Annotated in this window: 24 protein-coding genes, 1 tRNA gene and 1 pseudogene; 8 read left to right on the top strand and 18 right to left on the bottom strand. The window is 64.4% G+C overall.

What is annotated here, in order from left to right:
* Positions 1 to 103 precede the first annotated feature (103 nt).
* The 3 genes from JJB99_RS19680 to JJB99_RS19670 are packed head-to-tail and all read right to left on the bottom strand — an operon-like array spanning position 104 to position 3098.
* Entirely contained in the window at positions 104 to 1150 is a 1047-nt protein-coding gene (locus JJB99_RS19680; protein ID WP_200493994.1) for a DNA polymerase III subunit delta', read from the bottom strand.
* On the bottom strand, positions 1147 to 1833 hold the full coding sequence (gene tmk, locus JJB99_RS19675) for a dTMP kinase (RefSeq protein ID WP_200493993.1): 687 nt from the start codon (positions 1831 to 1833) through the stop codon (positions 1147 to 1149). The genes JJB99_RS19680 and tmk overlap by 4 nt, the downstream gene beginning before the upstream one ends.
* 2 nt (positions 1834 to 1835) lie before the next feature.
* The gene (locus JJB99_RS19670; RefSeq protein ID WP_200493992.1) at positions 1836 to 3098 is read right to left on the bottom strand and encodes a D-alanyl-D-alanine carboxypeptidase family protein; all 1263 of its coding nucleotides are present in this window, start codon (positions 3096 to 3098) and stop codon (positions 1836 to 1838) included.
* A 152-nt stretch (positions 3099 to 3250) separates the two neighbouring features.
* Here JJB99_RS19670 and JJB99_RS19665 point away from each other — a divergent pair, with 152 nt between their 5' ends.
* The gene (locus JJB99_RS19665) at positions 3251 to 4204 is read left to right on the top strand and encodes an alpha/beta fold hydrolase (protein ID WP_200493991.1); all 954 of its coding nucleotides are present in this window, start codon (positions 3251 to 3253) and stop codon (positions 4202 to 4204) included.
* Here JJB99_RS19665 and JJB99_RS19660 read toward each other — a convergent pair.
* A complete protein-coding gene (locus tag JJB99_RS19660) occupies positions 4201 to 5136 on the bottom strand; it encodes a septal ring lytic transglycosylase RlpA family protein (protein ID WP_200493990.1) in 936 nt (311 codons plus the stop codon). The genes JJB99_RS19665 and JJB99_RS19660 overlap by 4 nt on opposite strands.
* Positions 5137 to 5931: 795 nt before the next feature.
* Between JJB99_RS19660 and JJB99_RS36675 the strand changes: the two genes are divergently transcribed.
* Positions 5932 to 6060, top strand: a complete 129-nt coding sequence (locus tag JJB99_RS36675; protein ID WP_283815969.1) for a hypothetical protein — start codon at positions 5932 to 5934, stop codon at positions 6058 to 6060.
* Between the two features lie 94 nt (positions 6061 to 6154).
* Here the strand turns inward: JJB99_RS36675 and JJB99_RS19655 are convergent, their stop codons facing one another.
* On the bottom strand, positions 6155 to 6475 hold the full coding sequence (locus tag JJB99_RS19655; protein WP_200493989.1) for a DUF1476 domain-containing protein: 321 nt from the start codon (positions 6473 to 6475) through the stop codon (positions 6155 to 6157).
* Positions 6476 to 6728: 253 nt separating this feature from the next.
* Between JJB99_RS19655 and JJB99_RS36785 the strand changes: the two are divergent.
* Positions 6729 to 6938 (top strand): annotated as a pseudogene (locus JJB99_RS36785) (hypothetical protein); the annotation flags it as partial.
* A gap of 65 nt (positions 6939 to 7003) precedes the next feature.
* Here the strand turns inward: JJB99_RS36785 and JJB99_RS19650 are convergent.
* Together JJB99_RS19650 and JJB99_RS19645 are read right to left on the bottom strand one after the other, a co-directional pair.
* Positions 7004 to 7195 (bottom strand): hypothetical protein, encoded by a 192-nt coding sequence (locus JJB99_RS19650; protein WP_200493988.1) that lies wholly within the window; start codon positions 7193 to 7195, stop codon positions 7004 to 7006.
* Positions 7196 to 7788: 593 nt separating this feature from the next.
* Positions 7789 to 7959: a hypothetical protein gene (locus JJB99_RS19645; protein ID WP_200493987.1), complete on the bottom strand. Its 171-nt coding sequence runs from the start codon at positions 7957 to 7959 to the stop codon at positions 7789 to 7791.
* A gap of 602 nt (positions 7960 to 8561) precedes the next feature.
* On the opposite strand from JJB99_RS19645, the gene JJB99_RS19640 reads away from it, so the two are divergent.
* Positions 8562 to 8789 carry a hypothetical protein gene (locus JJB99_RS19640; protein WP_200493986.1) on the top strand — a complete coding sequence of 76 codons (228 nt, stop codon included), beginning with the start codon at positions 8562 to 8564 and terminating at the stop codon, positions 8787 to 8789.
* 375 nt (positions 8790 to 9164) lie between these two features.
* Here the strand turns inward: JJB99_RS19640 and JJB99_RS19635 are convergent, their stop codons facing one another.
* Entirely contained in the window at positions 9165 to 9362 is a 198-nt protein-coding gene (locus JJB99_RS19635) for a hypothetical protein (RefSeq protein WP_200493985.1), read from the bottom strand.
* A gap of 332 nt (positions 9363 to 9694) precedes the next feature.
* Here JJB99_RS19635 and JJB99_RS19630 point away from each other — a divergent pair, with 332 nt between their 5' ends.
* Complete coding sequence (locus JJB99_RS19630; protein WP_200493984.1) at positions 9695 to 10318, top strand: hypothetical protein; 624 nt, start codon at positions 9695 to 9697, stop codon at positions 10316 to 10318.
* A gap of 1353 nt (positions 10319 to 11671) precedes the next feature.
* Here JJB99_RS19630 and JJB99_RS19625 read toward each other — a convergent pair.
* From JJB99_RS19625 to pncA, 8 genes are all read right to left on the bottom strand, one after another.
* A tRNA-Ser gene (locus JJB99_RS19625) sits at positions 11672 to 11761 on the bottom strand.
* 162 nt (positions 11762 to 11923) lie between these two features.
* Positions 11924 to 12247 carry a hypothetical protein gene (locus tag JJB99_RS19620; protein WP_200500224.1) on the bottom strand — a complete coding sequence of 108 codons (324 nt, stop codon included), beginning with the start codon at positions 12245 to 12247 and terminating at the stop codon, positions 11924 to 11926.
* A gap of 221 nt (positions 12248 to 12468) precedes the next feature.
* On the bottom strand, positions 12469 to 14319 hold the full coding sequence (gene ilvD / locus JJB99_RS19615) for a dihydroxy-acid dehydratase (protein WP_200493983.1): 1851 nt from the start codon (positions 14317 to 14319) through the stop codon (positions 12469 to 12471).
* Positions 14320 to 14835: 516 nt separating this feature from the next.
* Entirely contained in the window at positions 14836 to 16131 is a 1296-nt protein-coding gene (locus JJB99_RS19610; RefSeq protein WP_200493982.1) for a DUF1236 domain-containing protein, read from the bottom strand.
* 92 nt (positions 16132 to 16223) lie between these two features.
* On the bottom strand, positions 16224 to 16607 hold the full coding sequence (locus JJB99_RS19605; RefSeq protein ID WP_200493981.1) for a GrlR family regulatory protein: 384 nt from the start codon (positions 16605 to 16607) through the stop codon (positions 16224 to 16226).
* Between the two features lie 13 nt (positions 16608 to 16620).
* Positions 16621 to 18654: an NAD(+) synthase gene (locus JJB99_RS19600; RefSeq protein ID WP_200493980.1), complete on the bottom strand. Its 2034-nt coding sequence runs from the start codon at positions 18652 to 18654 to the stop codon at positions 16621 to 16623.
* A 140-nt stretch (positions 18655 to 18794) separates the two neighbouring features.
* On the bottom strand, positions 18795 to 19904 hold the full coding sequence (locus tag JJB99_RS19595) for an alpha/beta fold hydrolase (protein ID WP_200493979.1): 1110 nt from the start codon (positions 19902 to 19904) through the stop codon (positions 18795 to 18797).
* Positions 19905 to 19920: 16 nt separating this feature from the next.
* Positions 19921 to 20547 carry a bifunctional nicotinamidase/pyrazinamidase gene (pncA, locus tag JJB99_RS19590; RefSeq protein WP_200493978.1) on the bottom strand — a complete coding sequence of 209 codons (627 nt, stop codon included), beginning with the start codon at positions 20545 to 20547 and terminating at the stop codon, positions 19921 to 19923.
* Between the two features lie 264 nt (positions 20548 to 20811).
* On the opposite strand from pncA, the gene glk reads away from it, so the two are divergent.
* The 3 genes from glk to JJB99_RS19575 all read left to right on the top strand — a co-directional run bounded on the left by glk (position 20812) and on the right by JJB99_RS19575 (position 22429).
* Entirely contained in the window at positions 20812 to 21777 is a 966-nt protein-coding gene (gene glk, locus JJB99_RS19585; RefSeq protein WP_200493977.1) for a glucokinase, read from the top strand.
* Between the two features lie 139 nt (positions 21778 to 21916).
* Entirely contained in the window at positions 21917 to 22120 is a 204-nt protein-coding gene (locus tag JJB99_RS19580; protein WP_200493976.1) for a hypothetical protein, read from the top strand.
* A gap of 153 nt (positions 22121 to 22273) precedes the next feature.
* Complete coding sequence (locus JJB99_RS19575; RefSeq protein ID WP_200493975.1) at positions 22274 to 22429, top strand: hypothetical protein; 156 nt, start codon at positions 22274 to 22276, stop codon at positions 22427 to 22429.
* Between the two features lie 85 nt (positions 22430 to 22514).
* Here the strand turns inward: JJB99_RS19575 and JJB99_RS19570 are convergent, their stop codons facing one another.
* Positions 22515 to 22892, bottom strand: a complete 378-nt coding sequence (locus tag JJB99_RS19570) for a response regulator (protein ID WP_200493974.1) — start codon at positions 22890 to 22892, stop codon at positions 22515 to 22517.
* 111 nt (positions 22893 to 23003) lie between these two features.
* Complete coding sequence (locus tag JJB99_RS19565) at positions 23004 to 23816, bottom strand: Spy/CpxP family protein refolding chaperone (RefSeq protein ID WP_200493973.1); 813 nt, start codon at positions 23814 to 23816, stop codon at positions 23004 to 23006.
* Positions 23817 to 23917 lie beyond the last annotated feature (101 nt).

Here is a 23917-nt window from a genome sequence, read left to right as displayed (position 1 = left end):
TCCTTTACCGGCCGATCGAAAGTTGGAAACGAACCTGCGTTAGGTTGTTGTTTTGCGCATGATCTTTTTCGGAAAACCGCTTCGCGCTTGTCCGGATCATGCTCTAGCGCGTTGCGTCCGCCAGCCAGCCGAACACCGAGAAAACCAAGGGCTTGCGCTCCAGATTATAGGTTTCGGTATCGCGCGCGGCGCGGACGATCTTTTCCCATACCTCGCTTAAGCGCGCAAGGCGCGGCAAGTTCTGGTTGGCGTTGGCCTCGTCCGCATGCAGGCTTTCGGCGATCCAGCGGTCGATGCCATCGATAAAGGCTGCAAGTGCGACGCGGTCGTTGGTGGGAAGCGAATCCCCGAGGGTGTGCAGTTCGCGCGGATCGACCTGCGGCAGGCGCGCCAGCAGCGCCGCGGTGCGCTGCTGGAGTTTGAGCGCATCGCCGCCGAGCAGTGTCAGCGCGCGCGCGACGCTGCCCTCGGAGGCCTCCGCGGCCTCGCGCAAGGCCTCATCGTTCGGACCGAGATCGGCAGCCAGAGCCGCCGCGCCGATCACGTCGTCCGTAGCAAGCGGCCGCAGACGCAGCTTGCGGCAGCGCGACTGGATCGTAGCAAGCACGCGCGCGGGCGCGTGGCTCACCAGCAGGAACAGCGATTGCTGCGGCGGCTCCTCCAGGATCTTCAGCAGTGCGTTGGCCGCATTCGGATTGAGCTCATCGACGGTGTCGACAATACAGACGCGCCAGCCTTCGGCCGCCGCCGTCGAGCCGAAGAAGCCGATGGTCTCGCGCGTCTCGTCCACAGTGATCACGGTCCGCATCACGCCGCGATCATTCGCGGTGCGCTCCAGCGTCAGCAGGCCGCCATGGGAGCTCGCGGCGACCTGTCGCGCCACGGGATCATCGGGGTCGATCGCGAGATCCTCGGCGCGCTGCACGGCTGGCGCCATCGGCTGACCATGCGCGAGTACGAAGCGCGCCATGCGATAGGCCAGCGTCGCCTTGCCGATCCCGTGCGGTCCGCCGATCAGCCAGGCATGCGGAATGCGCCCGCTGCGATAAGCGGTCAGCAGCGCGCCTTCGGCCTCGCGATGGCCGAACAGCTTCAATGTCTCGCGCGGATGCGGAGTGGCAGTCTCGCGCTCGGCCTGGCGCGGGCTCATGCGGAAATCACCGAGGCAGGCGTGGGAAGCAGGCGCTCGCGGACCGCGTTCCAGACCCGCCCGGCGACCGTATCAGCGTCGGAATTGGCGTCGATCAGCACGCAGCGCGCAGGCTCATCCGCTGCGATCTTGCGATAGGCCTCGCGCAGCCCTTGATGGAATGCGAGCTGCTCGCCCTCGAACCGGTCGGGCGTGGCGCTGCCGCGGCGCGTTACGGCGCGCCCGAGGCCGATCTCGACAGGCAAATCGAGGATGATGGTGAGGTCCGGCTTGAGATCGCCGATCGTGACCCGCTGCATCGCGTTGATCAGGCCCGCCGGCACTTGGCCGAGGCTGCCCTGATAGGCCCGCGTCGAGTCGGCGAAGCGATCGCACAGCACCCAGGCGCCCTGGTTGAGCGCGGGCTCGATCACGGTGCGGACATGGTCGTCACGGGCGGCGGCGAACAGCAGCGTCTCGGCCTCGGGGCCGAGCAGCTTTCCCATCCCCGACAGAAGCAGATGACGCATGATCTCGGCGCCCGGCGATCCCCCCGGCTCGCGCGTGACGAGAATGCGCATCCTTGCTGCCTTGAGGCGGTCGGCGAGCTTCTTGATCTGGGTCGACTTGCCCGTCCCCTCACCGCCTTCAAAGGTGACGAAGCGTCCGCGTCCGGACGGCCGCTTGACCGCGCTCTCACTCATGATCAGAGCTTCTCGGCGCCTGCGCGGAACATGCCGATCACCAGCTCGCTGGCGCCATCGATCGCGCGGCGCACGGTCGAGCCGGTGCCGATCGCCTCCGCCGCGTAGACCGGCGTTTCCACCGCGATATTGCCGCCACGCCAGACCCTGACGACGCCGACCTGCTGGCCTTCTTGCACGGGTGCCCGCACCGGGCCGCTATAGACGATGCGCGCGATCAGCTTGTCGCTGCCGTTCTTGTGCACCATCACCTTCACGGGCGTCTTGGCGACAAGCTTGACCGAGCGGCTCTCGCCGCCGAACACTTTGGCGTAGCCGACGGGCTGCTCAGCCGCGATCAGCGTGCGCGTCTCAAAATTGCGAAAGCCCCATTCCAGCATCTTCTTGGCTTCCGTGGCGCGATCCTCAGGGTCTTCCAGCCCGTTGACTACGACGATCAGCCGCGTGCCATTCTGCACGGCCGAGCCGACCATGCCGTAGCCGCCTTCCTTGGTGTAGCCGGTCTTGAGGCCGTCGGCGCCTTCGAGGGCGTTGAGCAGCGGATTGCGATTCTGCTGGCGGATCTTATTCCAGGTGAACTCCTTCTCGCCGAACAGTTTGTAGAATTCCGGGAAGTCCAGAATGATGTGGCGGGCGAGAATGCCGAGCTCGCGCACGGTCATCTTGTTGCCGGGGTCGGGCAGACCGTTGGAATTCGCGAAGGTCGACCTGGTGAGGCCAAGCTCGCGGGCACGCTTGGTCATGAAGTCGGCGGCGAAAATCCGCTCGTTACCGGCCATGGCTTCGGCGAGCGCGATGCAGGCATCGTTGCCGCTCTGGATGATCGCGCCATGCAGGAGATCGTCGACCGACACCTTGCTGTTGATGGCCGCGAACATGGTCGAGCCGCCCGAGGGCGCCCCGCCCCGGCGCCAGGCATTCTCGCTGATCCGGTATTCGTCGGTCAGCTTGATGTCGCCCTTCTTGATGGCGTTGAAGACGACCTCCACGGTCATCAGCTTCATCATGCTGGAGGGCGCGCGCAGCTCGTCGGCGTTCTTCTCGAACAACACGCTGCCGCTGGACGCCTCGATCAGGATCGCGGTGGGGGCATCGCCGTCGAAGCCGGCCTCCTCGGTCTTCTTGGCGCCCTGAATGCTCTGGTTGGCGGCGTGAAGCACTCCGCTCCAGCTGACGCTTGCCGCCAGTGCTATCGCGATCAGCCCACGCGCCAGCGCGCCGGGCGCAAAGCGCCTGCGACTGAGCGAATTGAGACGAAATACCATGGCCAAGCCCTGAGAGCGGCGTTCTAACAGTTGCAACCGGCGCGAACAACACGAGGCTCGTGCCGGCACCCGAGTTTGCACGATTCGCGCCACGCCCCTATCGTGGCACCTCATATTTGTCGACCAAACCCCTGAAACAAGGCGGAAAAGCGATGTCCTCCACCCGCGTCATCAAGGCCAACGGGATCGACCTCTTCATCCGCGAAGCCGGCGAAGGTCCGCTGGTGGTGCTGTGCCATGGCTGGCCGGAGCTCTCTTATTCCTGGCGCCACCAGATCCCGGCGCTGGCCGCCGCGGGCTTTCGCGTCGTCGCCCCCGACATGCGCGGTTACGGCCAGAGCGCCGCGCCGGCCGATATCGGCGCCTATTCGATCTTCGACACGGTCGGCGACATCGTCGGCCTCGTGCAGGCGCTGGGCGCGACCAAGGCGATGGTGGTCGGCCACGACTGGGGCGCGCCGGTCGCCTGGCACGCGGCGCTGTTCCGGCCCGACATCTTCACGGCAGTGGCAGGCCTGAGCGTGCCGCCGCCGTTCCGCGGCCGCGGCAAGCCGCTCGAGCTGTTGCGCGCGAGCGGCGTCACCAATTTCTACTGGCAGTATTTCCAGACGCCCGGCGTTGCCGAGGCCGAACTCGAGCGTGACGTCGCCCGCACCATGCGGATCGTGCTCGGCGGCCGCGGCCTGGCCGATCCCACGGCTGCCATGTTCGTGCAGGCCGGCAAGGGCTTTCTCAGCCACGCCACCACCGACGAGCCGCTGCCGGCTTGGCTCAGCGAGGCCGATCTCGCCTATTTCACCGAGGCCTTCCGCAAGTCGGGCTTCCGCGGCGGGCTGAATTGGTATCGCAACCTTGACCGCAATTGGGAGCTGACGGCCCCATGGCAGGATGCGCAGATCCACCAGCCCTCGCTGTTCATTGCCGGCTCGATGGACGCGGTCATCACCGGCCTGATCGGCGCCAAGCGCGTCAACGAGCTTGAGCGCGTGCTGCCCAATCTGAAGCGCAAGCTCATCATCGACGGCGCCGGCCATTGGGTGCAGCAGGAGCGCCCCGACGAGGTCAACGCCGCGTTGGTCGGGTTCCTGAAAGAGAGTACGGCCTAGTAGAGGCCGCGGCCGCTCAGGATGCTGCGGGCCTCGGCAGCGCCGTCCGAGACATAGGCGGCGGACGGTGCGCTCTCCGGCGCGCAACGGCCGTCCTCGTCATAGGACACTGCGCGCGCGTTCTGGAGCGCCCGGCCCCGGCTGCGGCTCGAGGCCGACATCTCCGAGGTCGCATTGAGGGAGGCCATGTCGGCAGAGGTGTTGCCGAGATTGTAGGGCCGCCCCTCCGGCATCGGAACCTCGCCGCGAATGGCGCCGCGGTGCGAGGACGGCAGCTCTGGCACGAACGGCCTTGCCGAAGCAACGCGCACCATAGATGGCGACGGAGCCGGGATCCCGGTGCGCAAGGTGGCAATCAGCTGGCGGTCGTCGGAGCCTTCCAGCGGCGCCCGGCCGACATATTCGACCCGAACCTTGGCAACGCCATTGCCTTTGAATTCAAGCAGTTCGGCGGCCTTGTTCGAGACGTCGATGAGCCGGTTGCCGTGATAGGGCCCACGATCGTTGACGCGGACGATCAGCGACTTGCCGTTCGACAGGTTGGTGACCCGCGCATAGGACGGCATCGGCAGGGTCGGATGCGCCGCCGTCAGCGAGGCCATATCGAACACTTCGCCGTTGGCGGTCAGGCGGCCGTGGAAGTCGTCCCCATACCAGGACGCCGTGCCCTCGGCGCGGTAGTTGACGTCCTCCTCCGGCACGTAGGTCCGGCCGGCCACGACATAGGGCTTGCCGACGCGGTAGGTGCCGCCGCCCTTCGGGACCGGGTCTCCGAAAGCCACGACCCGCGGGCTCGAGGACACCCCGTATTTCGGATCGACCCGGCTGGAGAATTTGTTGGAGGACGCGCAATTGGCCAGCGCAAGGCAGGTCGCGACCGCCGCAACACCGCGCGCGGCCCGCAACACCGAATCTGACCGTCGGATCCCCATGCGCCCCAAATACCACTTCGCCGGCGGTGTACCCATCCCGCTTTGGTTACGGGGAGCGCCGTCCGGTGCTTTGCTCCGAGGCGGCCCACCACCGCGCCGAAGTGGTGACGATATCGCAACCCGATCACGGCGGAAATGGGGAGCCCACAGCGATCGCGCTGGGATGGTAAACGAGGCGTTCGTTTCTCCCCGTTGATCTACCGAGCGCCGCCACCCTGCTCTGTGCCACTCCCGGACATTCTGTTGCGCCGAATCCTCACTCCACCCCCATTGTCGCGAGCCGCCCTGGAATTCTTTTGACTGTGCAAGGCCGCACGCGTTTTCTCGCGCTGCAGGGGCGGATTGGAATTTGACGATGATCGAGACGGTTTCGGCACTGATGGGTCTGGTAAGCGCGGGGATCTTCCTGGCCCATGCGTTTGAAGGTTACCGCACGAGGGCCTAGAGGCACTCGCGCGGGCGGCAAGCATCACCTCTTTCAAGACGGCACGTTCGGACAATTTTAATCGATCCGATCGAGCATCGAAGACGAGAGCGGCAGGTGTCCCATGCGCAACCATGACTTCGTATCCGATGGCTTTCTGGCTTTGACCGCCGGCGGCTTGGTCCTTCTCTGCTCGAGCCTCGTGGCACTCGCCTTCGGCTGAGCACCACCAGCGCTTTCCTGACCACAACTGCACTGCGGCGCAGCATGCACCGCTCCCAACAGTGCCCCGCTCCCGTTTAGTTGATTGAATTTCTGCGTTCGGCGCCTCGACTCATTTCAAGAGGCCATCACCAACGAGGGTGACGCAAATGCTTGCAGAGAAATTTTTTCTTGTTCTGGAATCCCTGATCCGCGGCGACCGCGTTTACCCCGACGGCAGCCCGCGGACCGTCAGCTCCTCGCCGCACGTGCCGGTGAAGCTGCCGAACCAGAAATAGCCGGCGTCCGCCGACCTTCCGAATCAGGCGCCGCTCAGCGCAGGCCCAGTAGCAAGCCGGGCCGCGCCAATCAGGATCGCGGCAGCTTGCCTTCCTATTGCCTGTCCGCTTCGAGTTGCGCGAGCGCCTGGTGCAGGCATTCCTGAAGCTTGGCTGCGACCTGCTCGCGCGCCACGCCTCTCGCCGCGAGATCGCCCGACACCTTGCCCACGACATCGTCGATTGTCTGGCTCTCCAGATTGCCCGTCACCAGCGCCGTCGCATAATTCGAAGCCGCCTCGCCGCTGAGTCCGAGCTGCGATGCCGCCCAGAGCCCGAGCAGCTTGTTGGACCGCGCCGCGGCCCTGAACATGAGCTCCTCGTCGTGGACGAATTTGGCTTCAAAGCCCTGCTCGCGCTTGTCGAACGTGGTCATGGTCAGCTCCATTGCCTCTTCGCTGATGGTGGTCGGGACTGGCTGAGAGCAACGTCTCCGTGGTTCACGTCAGTTCAGGATCATTCGAAGCTTCCTCCCGGAAGGCAAACGCCGTCAAGCCTGTCGCCGCACGCCCGCGGAGCCGGCCGCGGCAGCACCAGCCCTGCGCCAGCCAATCCGGCTAAGCAGAGACGTTTACCGTTCGTTAAACAGACTCGGTGCCGCATGGCGCGGGGAGATCGAGAGCTGACGCATGAACAGGGACCTGCGAGAGTTTCGACGGCTTGAACGGGTGTGCCTGGAGCAGGCAGCCCTCTCCACCCTGGACCTCGCCCGCAGCGGGTTGCTCGAGGTCGCCAACGATTGCCGCATCGCAGCCGAGGCGATCGAAGCACGATCGCCTCGCGGCACCTTGGCTGGTGCCGTGCAGGCGCTCAAGCTCGCCTTGAGCGTGGCGCGTCTCCGGCCGCCATTAGCGGCGGCACCGGTCGATTCGAGAGCTGTTTCGGGGGCGATGCCTAAGCGCAGTCAGGCCTTCGCGGCCGCGGCTTCCCGTGCCAGGCGCTCGGCCTTCAGCCGGTCCTTGTTGGCGTAAAACGCCTTCTGCGCCGCTTCATGATCGCGCATGGCCTTTTCAGCCTCGATCCGGCGCGCCGCATCGCGCGCCTGACGCTGCTCGGGAGTGAGGGGTTTGCGTCGGTAGGAAAGGTCTTCAGTCATGGCGGGACAACGCAGATGCGGCAGAAGGGTTCCGCAAGGCCAAGCCAGGCGGTGGCGTAAGCCAAGTCGTCGCGCAAACAAAATATGAAAACAACCCCATGCACAGTAGCTAAGTCGCACTGGCACAATGCTTTTTTCGTGCGCCCCGGAAAAGCCGTTTGACACCTCGGGCAAAACGGCGGCATAATGCCATTATTCCGAAATCGATCGAGAGCGTCGCTGCTCGATCAACGGAAGCTTCAGCCGCTAGCGCGTGGGCGCAGGGCCGCTGCGATCAACGAAGAGCAATCCCCCAATTGTCAGCATCACGGCGCCAAGGATGCCTTGCTGCAGCCTGGCAAGCCATGCGTTGCGGGACAGCCAGCCGCCAATGCGGGAAGCGCCAGCGGCGATACCGGTGCAATGGCGAAAGGGGTGTCAACCAAAGGACGCTGCTTTTCGAAGGAATTTCGATTTTCTACGATCCAACCCACGTCCTATCCCACATGTCGCGAGCGGGTTGATTGCCAAGGGGCGGCGTTCTGGCCGGTCTGCTTCGTGCTGAAGGCAATTCGGCATCTGACCGACTGAAAGAATGAAACGGCGTGCGGCGATCAGCTCCAGAGCCGCCGGGTGATGTTGAAGAAACCTGCGAGAGGGACGCCGATCAAGATACCTGCAGTGCCATATGCGACCCCGAACAGCGTCGCGGTCCATGGTCCTGAACTTGCGGCCATACCGTACACTGCTCCGATCGCGCCGAGCGTCCCGGCAATCACGAACATATTCCGATCGTTGCGCCGCTCTACGTTGTGGATTGGCGGCTTACGACCAAGCGTCGGTGGACCGAAGGGATGCCGCGATCCGCAACTTGGGCATGCGACCGCGTTTGCTGAAACAGAATTTCCGCAGTCGTAGCAATCAGTAAGCGTCTGAATCCGCCCCATGGACAACAATCGTAAATTGTCGGCCTGCCGATGTCTATTCCCGGTCCTTCGTTCGGGACGCCCTTAGTCCGATCTCGATTATTGCCGGATTGCATCCGAAACGGTGAGAATTGGCCGCTGCTTCGCACGCTACTTGTCAATTCCTTCGAGCATGCTCTCACTCAGCCCGACCAATTTCTTGACCGGATAGATTTCAGGACGCGACACAAATTTCCCAAGGTGCTGCCGGTAGGAACAATGGCTGTGGTACCGGCTTTGAGTCGCGCTAGCCCGCCGTCGGGCTGGCGGAGCGGCCCCGGCCCATCCCCAATAGCCCCCCTGAAGCCGGGGCTGGCTCTCCGCCACCTGAGACCGCCTCTCATACTTCGTGATTGAACTATTAACTTGTTCAATTATTTAAATCGTCGATATAATACGGTTAATTCTTTGCGGAGGGTGCGATGGCTGAACAAAAAGATGATGACCGGCGCGAATTCCTGAAGACCTGCGGCAAATTCGCCGTTGTTACTCCGCCCACGATCACAGCGTTGCTGTCGACGTCCCTTACCAGCACAGCCATCGCCAAGTCCGGCGGCAGGATCGTACATCACGCTCCTCGTGGCAATAACGGCTGGGGCAATGGCGGCGGGGACGGCAGCCCCAACGGCAAGCCTGACAAGGATCGCTGACCCGGTGAACCGGGGGGTCAGTGGATAACGGCTCGGTGAACGAAACCATTTGCCGATCCCCTCGAAGCAGCCTGGAAACAATCAGGGCTCAACCTCTCCTCATTGGTAGCGAGAGGGGACTTCAGATGATTGCAGTTAAAGCGCTTGTACTCGCCATGGGCGCTGGAATCCTGTTTTGGACGTATTCGGGTGACCTCGGCTACGACGTAGCTCTCGCGATCCTCGCCTGCCTGTCGTAGCGAGAAAGCCCGCCGGTGTGAACCTGGCAAGCTTCGAACCGCAGGCGTAGCCTGAGATAACCCCTGCGGCCGATGCCGCGATGAAGCGGCGCCACGAAATGGCCGCCGGCGGGAGCGATAGTCCCAGGCTAAGCCATCAACGCCACATGGTAGGTGGATTCAGGGCCTCACGACCGGCCGCCATCAACGCATCGGTCGAAAGGTGCCCCTGCGCCGCCGCCTCAAGAATCTTCGACGCAACGTGTGTTCTTGCGCCGGTCTCATTGACGGGAATCTTCTCGCAGACTTCCTCAAGCACGGCTCTAAGCAGAGCGGTCGTTTCCGCATTGAACATGCAGTCAACCTCAAAAAACGAGGACAAAGAACATCGCGCGGGGGGAGTATATGAGCCGCGGGCGCGTTCGTGCATTCCGGCATTCCGGTTTGGGCGGCTGAAATCCCAGCGCTGACCACCATTTGGCACACTTGCGCCAAAGTGTTGACGCTTGGCCTGTCAGCAGTTTCTCGCCCTAACATATATTAAAGCGCGTCGCTGTTCCCTGAGCAGCCCCGCCAGATTTAATTTGAAGTTTACCAAATTTTCCCGGTAGAATTTTTCCACCGGGGCTGGCTGTATATCTCACGGAATTCTTTCACCCGGTTTGTTTTGACCAGCGGGGCCGCAGCATGACGATTGCTGCGGCCCCTTTTTGCGAAGTTGGCTTTGGCGCGCTCAATGATGCGGTGTTCGATCAGGTCAACTTCGTTGCGCAGAAGCGCAGCCGCGGCGCACTGGCGCCGGCCTCGCCGGGCACCCTGCTCTGGTCCGCCAGATCCCGGCAGATGCGCTCCGTGCGCGCGAGCTCGACGATGCCGTGCCCCATACGGACGATCAGACTCCTATCGCGCTCCGATGCAATGCCTAAGCTTCAATCCTTGGTTCGATTCGGGCGACAACCGCACATGCCGTTTTTTTATCTGAGCGCAGCAATGCTTCAGCCGGGTGCGATCATCCTGCCCGGCAATTGGGGCCGGATCATCCGGCAACTGGGCTGGCAGCATGGACCAGCCGTATTCGAAATCGCGCTTGAGGACCAACGGATAAGGAGCTTTCCGTCGCTGCCATCAAGGTTGAATTGTTCGTTTTTCTTCGACGATCTCGTAGACCGGCCTTTGACTCGCTTGTTTTTGCCACCCACGACACGCAGTAGCTCGCGCACGCTTCCGGGCCTCAAGGGATCGATAATTCGCCCCCCTGCGCCGGCCCGCTTTGATCTCGGTATGCCCGCGCTCACCCGGCCGCCGCGATGACGGTCAAATCAGATCCATAACGATGAAAACTCCGATTTCAATCAGTAACGCCGCCCCCGTCATGGCAGAGACAAGAAACAGGTCAGCCGGTGATAAGGGCCGCATGATGCGCCTCGACCATTCGAAGAAACGGCTCCCGCATCCTGGGGGGCATACGCAGGGGGCAGATGCTGGAGCCGTTCCTCGGATACCTGACGCGTTCTTCCGGCGCCAAGTCCTGCTTTACCCTAGTCCAAATTTCAATCACGTCTACATTTAATTTATTTAATTTTATTATTTTCAAAATACCAGTGTTCGAAACGAAAGCCGCCAGCGCGAACCGTCACCCGTGCTCTTTCGCACCGACAACATGCAGTAGCTCGCGCGCATTCCGAGGCCCAAGAGATCGACAATTTGACTCTAGCCGACGCCGCGCTTCGATAGCGGTATGCCTCGCTCTATCCGACGCCACACGCCAACGCACGCCGACGGCCGGCCGCTCAAGATCACGTTGGGCGAGATGCGCGAGATCGGCGTGCGCGGCATCCTAGTCTATTGCCGCTGCGGGCATCGCGTCGCACCGAGCGGCGATCGCTGGCCCGACGGGGTGCGGCTGTCTGACTTGGAGCCGCGGTTCGTGTGTCAGGGCTGCGGTAGCCGGGGCGTCGACCTTCGGCCGGACTTTCAGCGGGGTGACGAACGGCTTGCAATTGTGGAGCCTGGGAAATAGAGGGCCAGAGAGGCCGCCCAGTGAGGCGGTCTTAGTCACAATTCGTGACCGAATTTTCCGATTTAATGTTATTTAATTTGTGGTATTTAAATATAGGGACAGGATCATAGGATGGACGCTATGCCCTCTGAAGACGAAGACCGTCGTGAGTTCTTGAAAACGTGCGGAAAGTTCGCGGTGGTCACGCCGCCCGCCATGACGATGCTACTTTCGACCTCTCTCACGTCAACCGCTATTGCGCGCTCCGGAGCTGGAGGCGTCCGTAGAAACGAGCACCACGAGCACCATCACCACCACCACGACCGCGATTAGCAGCGTGAACCGGCGGGCCGCTTGCCGCTGGCTAGGCAGAGAGCCCGCCGCCGAGCTAAAGCACGAAGCAAGGGAGGACGACCTAGAGCTTTTGCCTGCGTACAGCGTTTCCGAAGCAGCAGATCAGGTTCTGGCGCTGGCTGCGTAAGATCCTGAATGCGCTATATTGCGGATTCCGAGCCGATCAGGGAGCTATGTCGGCCAGCAGGCGGCCTTCAAGTTGCCACTCACGCGATTGCGCTGTGATCGGCCCTGGGCCTCGACCTTCTGTCGGGTGAGGAGTGCGACGTCAGACATGGCGCACCAATTGCGAACAGTGGAGAACAATATACTGGCGGAAGGGGTGGGATTCGAACCCACGGTACCCTTGCGGGCACGCCGGTTTTCAAGACCGGTGCCTTAAACCACTCGGCCACCCTTCCAAGCCCGGAATGCAAACCCGGAATGGCTGTCGCTTAACGCAGTCGGCGGCGCATGGCAACGCGAAGTTGGCGCCCTCGCCTCGGGCTCCCCGCCCAACGGCGGCAGCAAACGAAAACGGCGCCCGAAGGGCGCCGCTTAGAATTCTTCGGTACTGCCCCCGCTCAGTACCCGCAGGACGCGCAGCCCATCTGGACCGGGGCGTAATAGGAATAGCCGGGCGAGACCATCTCGACGCGCTGGCGCGTGGCATATTGCGGCGGGATGCGCTGGTACTGGACGCCGGGCGGTGCGACCATCACGGTCTGCGGCACCATCACGGTGCGGTACTGCGCCGGCGTGCGGTGCGCGACCACGGCGCCGGGCGACACCATTACGGTCTCGTCGACGGTGCGGTATTGCGGCGCGACGTATTGCTGCTGGTAGCACGTCTGGCACGGCGGCGGCGTGTAGCAATTGTAGCAGCCGGCGGAGGCTGCGCCGGTCATCGAGATCGCGGCGACGGCCGTTGAGAAAACGACAGCAAGAGTACGAGACATTGTGGTGGTGCCCCAGTTGCCCGAAATGGATTTGCGAAGCTCGCGCGCAGTATATGCCGCAAAACCCTGCTTTGCCGAAGTTCGTCGGGGCATCCTTAACGCGAACGGCCGGCTTGCGCCGGCCGTTCAGGACTTGTTGACCATGCGCGCCGCGCGAGGCGGTACAGCGTTTAGTTCGAGCGCCGCTTCACCTCGCGCACCGCGCCGCGTGCGGCGCTGGTGGTAAGTGCGGCATAGGCCTGCAGCGCGGTCGAGACGTTGCGCTTGCGCGCGGCGGGCTGCCAGGCGGCATCGCCCTTCGCCTCCTCCGCGGCACGGCGGCACGCGAGCTCCTCGTCGGAGATCTCGAGGGTGATGCTGCGGTTCGGGATGTCGATGGCGATGACGTCGCCGGTGCGCACGAGGCCGATGTTGCCGCCCTCGGCCGCTTCCGGCGACAGATGGCCGATGGAGAGGCCGGACGAGCCGCCGGAGAAACGGCCGTCGGTGACGAGCGCGCAGGCCTTGCCGAGGCCCATCGATTTCAGATAGCTGGTCGGATACAGCATCTCCTGCATGCCGGGGCCGCCGCGCGGACCTTCATAGATGATGACCACGACCTCGCCGGCGACGACCTTGCCGCCAAGGATGCCTTCAACGGCTGCGTCCTGGCTCTCGAACACGCGTGCGGGACCTGAGAATTTCAGGATCGAGGCGTCGACGCCCGCGGTCTTCACGATGCAGCCGTCCTGGGCGAGATTGCCGTAGAGCACGGCGAGGCCGCCGTCCTTGCTGAAGGCATGCGCGATATCGCGCACCACGCCCTTCTCGCGATCGGCATCGAGCTCGTCGTAGCGGCGCTCCTGGCTGAACGCGACCTGGGTCGGGATGCCGCCGGGCGAGGCCCGGAAGAAGGTGCGCACCGAGTCGCTCCTGGAGCGCTTGATGTCCCAGCGCTCCAGTGCGTCGTTCATGGTCGGCGCATGCACGGTCGAGACCGAGGTGTCGATCAGGCCGGCGCGATCGAGCTCGCCGAGAATGCCCATGATGCCGCCGGCGCGATGCACGTCCTCGACGTGCACGTCGGCGACCGACGGGGCGACCTTGCAGAGCACGGGCACGCGGCGCGACAGCCGGTCGATATCCTGCATGGTGAACTTCACGTCGCCTTCATGGGCCGCCGCCAGCAGATGCAGCACGGTGTTGGTCGAGCCGCCCATCGCGATGTCGAGCGTCATCGCGTTCTCGAACGCCTTGAAGTTGGCGATGTTGCGCGGCAGCACGGAGGCGTCGTCCTGCTCATAGTAGCGGCGGACGATATCGACGATGGTGTGACCGGCCTCGACGAACAGGCGCTTTCGGTCGGCATGGGTGGCGACCACGGTGCCGTTGCCAGGCAGCGCCAGGCCAAGCGCCTCGGTCAGGCAGTTCATGGAATTGGCGGTGAACATGCCCGAGCAGGAGCCGCAGGTCGGGCATGCCGAGCGTTCGATCACCTTGACGTCCTCGTCGCTGACCTTGGAGTCGGCCGCGGCGACCATGGCGTCGATGAGATCGACGGCCTTGGTCTTGCCCTCGAGCTTGACCTTGCCGGCCTCCATCGGGCCGCCGGAGACGAACACGGCGGGGATGTTGAGCCGCAGCGCGGCCATCAGCATGCCGGGGGTGATCTTGTCGCAATTCGAGATGCAGACGAGGCCGTCGGCGCAGTGGGCGTTGGCCATGTACTCGACGCTGTCGGCGATCAGCTCGCGCGACGGCAGGCTGTAGAGCATGCCGTCATGGCCCATGGCGATGCCGTCATCGACCGCGATGGTGTTGAATTCCTTGGCGACGCCGCCGGCCTGCTCGATCTCGCGCGCGACGAGCTGGCCGAGGTCCTTGAGGTGGACGTGACCGGGCACGAACTGGGTGAAGGAGTTGACGACCGCAATGATCGGCTTGCCGAAATCCGCATCCTTCATGCCCGTCGCGCGCCAGAGGCCGCGGGCGCCCGCCATGTTGCGGCCGTGGGTGGTGGTGCGGGAGCGATAGGCTGGCATGGCGGTTTCCGTCCTTGGGTCTGGCTGGGCCGGGCGGGAAATGGAAGCCGCCTCAGGCCTTTCCGGCCGGATAGCGCACGGGGTGGGCGCGTGCAACGGGAACTTGGGCCAGACAGGGCTCCCCTGCTCCCGGCGCGGGCCGTCCCGAACACGCGGTGAGACGGGATCGGAGGCCCGCGCGCGAGCAGTTCAGCGAAACAGCCCTAAGCACGATGCAGACGCGGACATGCTTCCGGCGCGCATTGGGACCTCGGGCCGCCACGCGTGAGGCCGTCGACAGATCAATCAGCGCACAGCTGCAAGCATGTTCCTGTCCGTAGTGATCCGGAATGGAATCCTAACCTTAACTCGCGTACATCGCGCGACATCGATCGGCGGCCACTTTCAAGGGCATCACCCTCTGATCGCGCGACATGGGGTTGGGAGATCACATGGGGCGGGGGATTGAAGGCTGGGGCAAGGTGACGAGGTCCGGACTCCTAGGCACTCCGGACCTCGAAACTTTTCAGGCGTAGGTTACCGCGTCTGCGGCTCCAGCGTGACGGTGCAATCGCCCTGGCCTTGCGTCGCGACCACGATATCGCCTGCGGCGGCACCCAGCGGGATCGGCGCGGACGCGCCGCCATCGGGCATCTGAACAATCACGCTCAGGGAATCGGTGCGCGCGGTCGAGCCCACCGTCGACGCTTGCGCCTCGGCCACGTTGCCGGAGGCGTCGCGCCGCATGATGCGGCAATTCACATTGCTGCTGGCATTGGTACCGCCGGCCGCCGCCATGCTCGACGTGCCACCGCTCATTTGCGCGCGGGCACGTGAGGGATCACGCGGCACCTGGCTGACGATGCGGTGGGTGCGCGGCTCCACGATGACGACATCGTCGTCGGTCGCAAAATATTCGTAGTCGCGATATTCGGGCTCGATCGACACGATTTCGGGCGGCAGCCTGTAGAGCCGCACGCGCGGGGGAATGGTCTCGCCGACCCGGATCGAGATGTTCAGATTTCGCTCGGGCTGTGCCAGATGCTCCCGGCTAAGCCTTTCCGAGATCTGCACCTGCTTCTCGGAGGTGATACGGCTCTGCTGATTCACTTGCGTGTTGGTCTGGGTCGTCTGATTGGCCTGATTGGTCTGGGTGCCGGTCTGCGACGGTGCGGTTTGCGCGTTGTTGGTCGGCGCGGTCCGGTTGGTCTCCGTTGCCGTTGCCGGCCGGTTGCCCTGTTGCGCGGGCTGCTGCTCCGCCGCGTTGCGCGGCGGCTGGCTCTGGTTGCGCTCGTTCTGGTTGGCCGCAGCGCCCGTTCGCTCGTTCTGCTGACCGGTCGGACCGGTCTTGGATTTCTCGGACTCGGCGGTCGACTTCTGCGGCGGGGACTTGTCCTGCTTGGTCTCCGCGCTGCCCTTGCTGTCACGCCCGGGTTTGGCAGTCTCGGCCTCGCGCCCCCGATCACGCGCCGGTTCGCGCGACTCCTGCGCCTGGTCCTTCGCCTTCGGCTGGTTATGCTCGGCTGCGGCCGGCGAGCGCTTCTCCTCGTTGGCCTCATGCCTGGCGGCGCCGCCCTTCTCCTCGCGGCCGGCTCCCTGCATTTTCTCCTGGCCGCCCTGGGCGCGCTCCTGCACTCGCTCCTGAGCCCGTTCCGGTCCGCGTTCCTGAGCCGCTCCGCCGCGTTGCGGCGCGGCGCCCTTGGTCGGCTCCTTGGCCGGTTCCTCGGTCCGTTTGGGTTCGTCGCGCCGCTCGCCGGGCGCCTGGGCATAGGCGAAGCCGGACCCGAGCAACAGTCCGATCGCAGCCGTCGACAACATCAATTGCGTGCGCATGATCCCTCTCCTCAAAACCTCGCAACAACAGACGCGAACGTTCTGTACGTGCGAAGGTTCCTGAAGAGGAACGAATGAGCGGTCAGGCGCGCCTACATCGCATCCTTCAACGTCAGCCGGGCCGTGAATGTCACGCTGGTCTTGCCGACCAGCGCCATGCCCTCCACTTCCGCGCCGCCGGGAAAATAGTCGCCGGAAAAGCCGCAGGTGACCTCGCGGCCGCCGAATGCCAGCGTCTTGCCAACCGCCTCGGTGTGCTGATTGACGATCATGTCGCCGCGCCACTTTCCGCCCCGGAAGGTGTAGCTGCCGGTGTAGTAGAAATAGCTGTCGCCGCCCATGATGCGGCCTTCGCAGAGCACGACGACACCCCTCGCCTGCCCGCGCTTGCCGTCGCGCATCTCGATGTCGAAGATGTAGAGGCCATTGACGACCTTGGCCTCTTCACCCGTTTCCGGCCCGTCGCCCGCCGACATCAGATCGTCTCCCTCACCGCGGCACGTTCCGCTCGAGATCCTCAAGCCAGGCGGCCGCACTCGAATCCGACGGCGCGCGCCAGTCGCCGCGCGGCGACAATGAGCCGCCGGCCGAGACCTTCGGGCCGTTCGGCATCGCCGAGCGCTTGAACTGGCTGAAGGCGAAGAAGCGGCGCAGAAACACCTCGAGCCAACGCCTGATCTCGGGCAGATCATAGGCCTTGCGCCTGTCGCTCGGGAATGCCGGCGGCCATTCGCCTTTGGCGACATCCTTCCAGGCATGCTGCGCCATGAACGCGATCTTGGACGGCCGCATGCCGAACCGCAGGGTGTAGAACAGGTTGAAATCCTGCAGCTCATAGGGACCGACAGAAGCTTCCGTGCTCTGCGGCGTCTCGCCGGCCTGCACCGGAACCAGCTCCGGCGAGATCTCGGCCGAGAGGATCGAGGCCAGTGTCCGGTTGACGTCGCCAGAGAACTGCTTCGAGGCAATCACCCAGCGGATCAGATGCTGGATCAGCGTCTTCGGCACGCCGGCATTGACATTGTAGTGCGCCATCTGGTCGCCGACGCCGTAGGTGCACCAACCGAGCGCAAGCTCCGAGAGATCGCCGGTACCGATGACGATGCCGCCATGATGATTGGCGAGCCGGAACAGATAGTCGGTGCGCAGGCCCGCCTGCACGTTTTCGAAGGTGACATCGTAGACCTTCTCGCCCTTGCCGAAGGGATGGCCCATGTCCTTCAGCATCTGCGTCGCCGTGGTGCGGATGTCGAGCTCCTGCCAGTTCGTCTTGAGCGCCTTCATCAGCGCCAGCGCGTTGGTCTTGCTCTCGCTGCCGGTGGCAAAGCCCGGCATGGTGTAGGCGAGGATGTTCTCGCGCGGCAGGCCGAGCAGGTCGACCGCCTTCGCGGCGACGATCAGGGCATGGGTGGAATCGAGGCCGCCGGAGACGCCGATCACGACGCGTTTGGTGCCGGTGGCGCGCATGCGCTGCACGAGACCCGCGACCTGGATGTTGTAAGCCTCGTAGCAATCCTGCTCGAGCAGACTCTCGTCGCTCGGCACGAACGGAAAGCGCTCGATCCTGCGCAGGAACCCGATGTCGGCTGACGGCGGCTTCAGGGCGAAGGTGATCCTGCGATAAAAACCTTCGCGCTGGCGGCGATTGTCGTCGAACGTGCCCATCAGGGCGCGTTCCTGCCTGAGCAGGTCGAGATCGACGTCGGCAATGGTGATCTGGCCGCCCTGGCGGAACCGCTCGCCCTCGGCCAGCAGCACGCCGTTCTCGTAGATCGAGGTCTGGCCGTCCCAGGCGAGATCCGTGGTCGATTCCCCGGCGCCAGCGGCCGAATAGACGTAAGCCGCAAGGCAGCGCGCCGAGGTCGACTGGCACAGCAGCGCGCGCGAGCGCGCCCGGCCGATCGTGATCGGGCTGCCCGACAGATTGATCAGTACGCTCGCCCCGGCGAGCGCGAGCTCCGAGGCCGGCGTCACCGGGATCCACATGTCCTCGCAGATCTCGACGCCGATGGTCAGGCCAGGCACATCCTCGGCCGCAAACAGCAGATCGGTGCCGAACGGTGCGTGCAGCCCGCCGAACGCGATCGTCTCACCGGCGATGCCGGCGCCGGAGGCGAAATGCCGTCCCTCGTAGAATTCGCGATAGGTCGGCAAATAGCTCTTCGGCACGACGCCGAGGACGTTGCCGCGGTGAACGACGATGGCGCAATTGTAGATGCGGTTGCCGAACCGCAGCGGGGCACCGACGATCAGGACGGTCATCAGCGTCGAGGAGGCTTCGATGATCGCGGCGAGCCCGCGCTCGACCGCATCGAGCAGCGCATCCTGCTTCACCAGATCTTCGATCGCATAGCCGGACAGGCACAGCTCGGGAAACACGGCCACCGCCACCGACTGCTGGTGGCAGGCATTCGCGGCTTCCAGGACGGCCTTGGCGTTGGCCGAGGGATCGGCGACGTGGGAGGTGGTGACGCAGGCCGCCACGCGCGCAAATCCGTGGGCATAGATCGAGTGGAAAGTCATCGCGTACCCTTAAATCTCGTCGCGAGCCGGTCTCCGGCAGCTCCTTGACTCTATGTAGCCCATCGGCCCGGCCCCGTGCAGGCCATCCGCCGTCATGCATAACGGAATTGCGCGCCGGCCCTGCCCAGCGCCGCGTGACGTCAGGCGCTGCGGGCCAGGACGCTCGAGAGGTCGTCGCGCAGCCACGCGGCGATCCGCGGCCAGGCGCAAGTGTGGGTTCGCGCGCCCATGAACAGGCCGAGATGATCGCTCGGCTCGGAGGCCGCCGCAACGAAGGCTGGCGGGGTGCCGACGAGGTCGGCGGTGGCGAGCGCCTGTGACGCCGGCACCACATCGTCGTCGAGCCCGGCCAGCAGGAACAGCGGCGCCTTGACGTTCTTCAGGTCGATCGCGCGGCCGAGCGCGGTGAAGCGGCCGGCGGCAAGCCGGTTCTCGCGGAATATCCAGTTGACGATCTCAAGATAATACCTGCCGGGCAGATTGAGCGTTTCCGCGTTCCAGCGGTCGAAGCGCGCGAGCAGCGCTGCGCCCTCCCCATCCGTAAGATCCTTCTGCAACGCGGCCGCGATATCCTCGCGGCTTGGTGCTTTGGACCAGAACCGCAGCATCTCCTCGCCGCTGAGATTGCCGCCGCCACGCGCGACGAGCTGATCGTAGACCGCCTCCGGCGCATTGCGGACCAGTTGGGAGAGATGGGACTCGATCGAAAGATCGACCGGCGCGCCGGCCAGCACCAGCCGCCGCACCTTGGCCGGAAAGCGCGCCGCGTACAGCAGCGACAGCCAGCCGCCCTGGCACAGACCGATCAGATCGACCGGCGCGCCGATCTCGTCGATGGCGACGTTGAGATCGGACAGATAGTTGTCGATCGAGAGATAGCGCATGTCGGGCGCAGCCGAGCGCCAGTCGGTGAGATAGACCCGATCGATGCCGCCGCTTTGCAGCGACTGCACCACGCTGTGATCGGGCGCGAAATCAGCGATCAGGGCGCGATGCAGCGCATAGGGCGCGCAGACCAAGGCCGGCTGGCCCGAGTGCGTTCGCGAGCAATCGCGCAGGCGCATGGTCGCAAGCTCCAGCGCGACAGCGTTGGGTGTCGTCCACGGCAGGCAGCTGGCGCCCTGCTCCGGCGGATCGCGCTCCAGCCACCAGAAGCATGCATCCATGGCGAGCCGTGCCGCCGCGAACGGCCACAGCAGCGGGTCGTCCGGGACGGGTCCGCCCTTCTGTTTGCCCGTCGTTTCCACCATGGCTATCTCACGGTCCTCACAGGAACGCTTCGAGGCCGACGACCGAGACGCCGAGATCCCGAAAACTCTGATGGGTCGCGGCCACGGAGCCGTCGAGATCGATGCCGCGGCAGGCGTCCTCGATGACGACGACCTCGAAGCCGGCGTTGCGGGCATCCTCCGCCGAGAAGCGGACACAGAAGTCGAGCGCGAGACCTGCGACGAACACGGTCTTCAGCTCGCGTTCGCGCAAATAGCCGAGCAGACCGGTCGGCGTCCGATGGTCATTCTCGAACAGCGCCGAATAGGAATCGATGCCGCGGCGAAAGCCCTTGCGCACGATGAGGCTGGCGCAGCTGACGTCGAGATCGCGATGAAATTCCGCGCCTGCCGTGCCCTGCACGCAATGCGTCGGCCAGAGCACCTGGGTGCCGTAGTCGAGCTCGATGGCCTGGAAGGGCTGCATGCCCGCATGGTTCGCCGCGAAAGAGACATGGTCGCGCGGATGCCAGTCCTGGGTCAGCACCACGTTGGCGAACTTCTGCGCAATGCGGTTGACGGCCGGGACCACCTTCTCGCCGCCGGGAACGGCGAGCGCCCCACCGGTGCAGAAATCGTTCTGCACGTCGATCACCAGCAGCACGTCGCGCTCTGAAATCTTCATCGCAGCGTCCCATTCGATCCGCCCGGCGCAGAGCCATCGGCGCTCGTTTCCAATGTCGATCTTCCCGCGCTGTTTCGCAACCACCGTCCGCCTGCGGCGATGACCCGCGCTGACCGCCCCCCGGAGAATGCAACGGTTTGGCCTCGTCCGAGTTGACTAGCCGCACCCAAGGACGGATTCTAAAAGCCGTTCGCAATCTGCGGATCGGATGGAGCGGAGGAAACGGTTCCCGCAAGCCGGCATCGGCGCGGCAGCCACATAGTCATGAGTATCGGCAGGACAGGACAGATTCTTCTCGCCGATATCGGCGGCACCAATGCGCGCTTTGCGCTGAGCCAGGATACCCGACAGATCGACTATGTGAAGGTCGCCGATTTCCCAACCGTGCGGGAAGCCATTGTCGATGTTCTCGCACGCCGGACCGGCGGCGCGCCGCCCCAACGGGCGGTGCTGGCCGTGGCAGGTCCTGTGACCAACAATCGCTGCGTCATGACCAACAGCCCTTGGGTCATCGACGGCAACGAACTCCAGCCGGCCCTCGGCTTCGACAGCGTGCACGTGCTCAACGATTTCGAGGTGGTGGCCTGGTCCCTGCCCGCTCTGGAGCCGGCCGACCTGATCCCGCTCGGCGGACATGACGGCCTTCCCGGCGAGCCGTTGCTCGTGGTCGGGCCTGGAACCGGCTTCGGCGTCTCCTGTCTGGTCGAGCGCCATGGCGCGCGGCTGGCCGTCGTGACCGAGGCGGGACATGCCACGCTACCGGCCGAGAACGAGCGCGAGGAGCGCGTGATCGCGTGCCTGCGCCGCCGCCTGGGCCATGTCTCCATCGAGCGCGGCGCGCTCTCGGGTTCCGGCCTGCAAAGCCTTTACGAGGCGCTGGCCGAAGTCGACGGCGCCCAGGTGCCGCATCGCGATGCCGCCGCCATCACCAAGGCAGCCATGGACAACACCTGCCCGATTAGCCGCGCGACGCTGGAGATGTTCTGCGCCATCCTCGGCTCGGTCGCGGGCAATCTCGCGGTGACCTTCGGCGCCCGTGGCGGCGTCTACATCGCCGGCGGAATCGCGCCGCGCTTTCCGGACTTCCTTGCGGCCTCGGCCTTCCGCGCCCGCTTCGAGGCCAAGGGCCGCTTCCAGGATTATCTGCGCAACATCCCCACCCGACTGGTCATTAGGCCCGATGCGAGCTTCCTCGGCCTGAAGATGTTCGCCGACCACAATCCGGATTGAGTCGCAAGCGCCCTCGTTCGGTTCAGTGATTCACAATTGAGTGCAGTGCACGCGCGGTTCCATGCAGGATCGTGCTTGCCCCTTCGTTCCCGATGAGAAACAATTCGCCCCGTGTGTGGCGTAGGTGCAGGGGCGTGACATGCGTAAGCAGGATCTGGGTTTCGACTATCACCGCTATCACCGTCTGCTCACCGAGGCGGACGACGAGGACAAGCAGCTCGCCCTGATCGAGCTCCTGATCGAGGAAAAGGCGCGCGACAGGCTGGCCGCGCAGCGTGCCTCGGACAGGGCCGCCATGACGGCTCATACCATCGCCACGGTGCTGAAGAACGGCCGCGGCTGAGCCTGCAGCCGGGACCTTTGGATCCGAGCGGAGCGCGTGTTCGCACGCCCGTTGCGATTGCGTTAACGATCCCTCGAAATCTCACGTCAAACTTTTTGCGCTACGAGTTCCCTCACCTGATGCAATTCAGGATCAACAAAGGGGGGAATGAACATGAGCATGATTTCGCTCGCTGCGATGCCGGCCGCTGTCGAAACGCGTTTTGCCGATTCTTCGATCAAGACCATCCTGCTGTTCTGCTGCGTGGGGCTCTTCGCCTCGCTCGGCCTGATGGCGCACGGCGTCGACCTCAGCGCCGGCCTGATCTGAGACTGACATACACTCTTCGCCAAATGGCCGCCCTGACAGGCGGCCATTTTCGTTGGCGGTCTCGGCGCGGCGCCTTCGCCGTCGCTCAATGCGGCGTCTTGGCGGGCGCGTCCGGAAACATCGAATCGATCATCGTCTTGAGCTGATCGATCGAAATCGGCTTGCGCAGGATTGGCCTGCGCCGGAGCAAGGACGGCAGCAGCTCCGGCCCGTAGCCCGTGGCGAACAGAAACGGCTTGCCGCGGCGCTCGATCAGATCGGCGACGGGATCGACGTAGACGCCCATGAGGTTGATGTCGAGGATGGCCAGATCGTACTGCGCGGTCATGGCAAAGGCGCTGGCGTCCCGGACATTGTCCGCTTCCGCGACGACATGGTGGCCAAGCTCCTCCACCATGTCAGCCATCATCATCCGGATCAGCGCCTCGTCTTCGACCAGGAAAACGGAGAGTCCGTCCGCCATTTCAACCCCGCAATCAGCTTATGCAGCTAATCATAACCGAGTTGCTTGGAGGATTCACGAATTCGTGGCGGGTGCCGTTAATCCAGACGCGCCCGATCCGATTCAACTTGATCAATCCAGTCCTCGCTCGTGGCTGAGGCGCACCATCTCCTGGATAAAGACCTGCTTCTGCTTGTCATCGAGACTCGAATAGAGCGGCTCGGCGGCGTCGGCGACATTGCGCTGGTCGGCGGCGCGATCGATCAGGAATTGCGCCTCGTTGCGCATCTGCTCGATAATATCGTCAGGCGGATCCCGCTTGGCCCGCGCGACCCGCAGGTTGAGCCGCTCCGCACCATTATGCCCGAGGTAGTGCATAGCGCTGGAGAATCCGAACCAGTGCTTCTCCTGCTCGGGCGTGAGGTTCAGCTCGGTCTTGATCCGCTCGATATAGGAATCGCTGTTGGCGACGATCTGGTCGGCGGTCAGCTGCGGCGTCCCGCTCTGCGTGAGAACCGTGACGCCGTTATTATCCTTGGCGTCCTGCGGCGCATTCTTGGCTTCCTTGGTTGCCTTGGCGCCCTTGCCCGCCTTGGCGTTCTCCTTGGCGCTCTTGGCGTCCTTGTCCTTGCCGGCGCCCTGCGGCTTGGCGTCCTTGCCCGCATCCTTGCTCGCGCTCTCCTTGGCGGCCGGCGCCTGATTGCCATTGTTGTTGCCGACACCGAGCACGCCGGTGAAGACGCCGACCACGCCGCCGATTGCGCCGCCGAGCACGCCGCCGACCGGACCGGCCGCCTTGTTCCCGGCCGCGGCGCCTTCCTGAACGCCCTTGACCAGACCTTGGGCATTCGCGACCGCGGCCGCGCCGAGCAGCAGCGCGAGCACCGATCCCAGCGCAAACCATCGCCGCAGGTGAAGCCGCGCGGGCGGCGCCGGGTTGATCATTCTCGTCTCCATCGTCGATCTGATTGGCCTGTCGGGGTGGGAGCCCGGTTGCAACTCTATCGTTTCCACCGCTTCAAGGTCCAGACGCAGCCGATCGCTGT

The organism is Bradyrhizobium diazoefficiens (assembly GCF_016616235.1).
GTDB classification, from domain to species: Bacteria; Pseudomonadota; Alphaproteobacteria; order Rhizobiales; family Xanthobacteraceae; genus Bradyrhizobium; species Bradyrhizobium diazoefficiens_H.
This window is presented reverse-complemented; position numbering and strand designations above follow the sequence as displayed.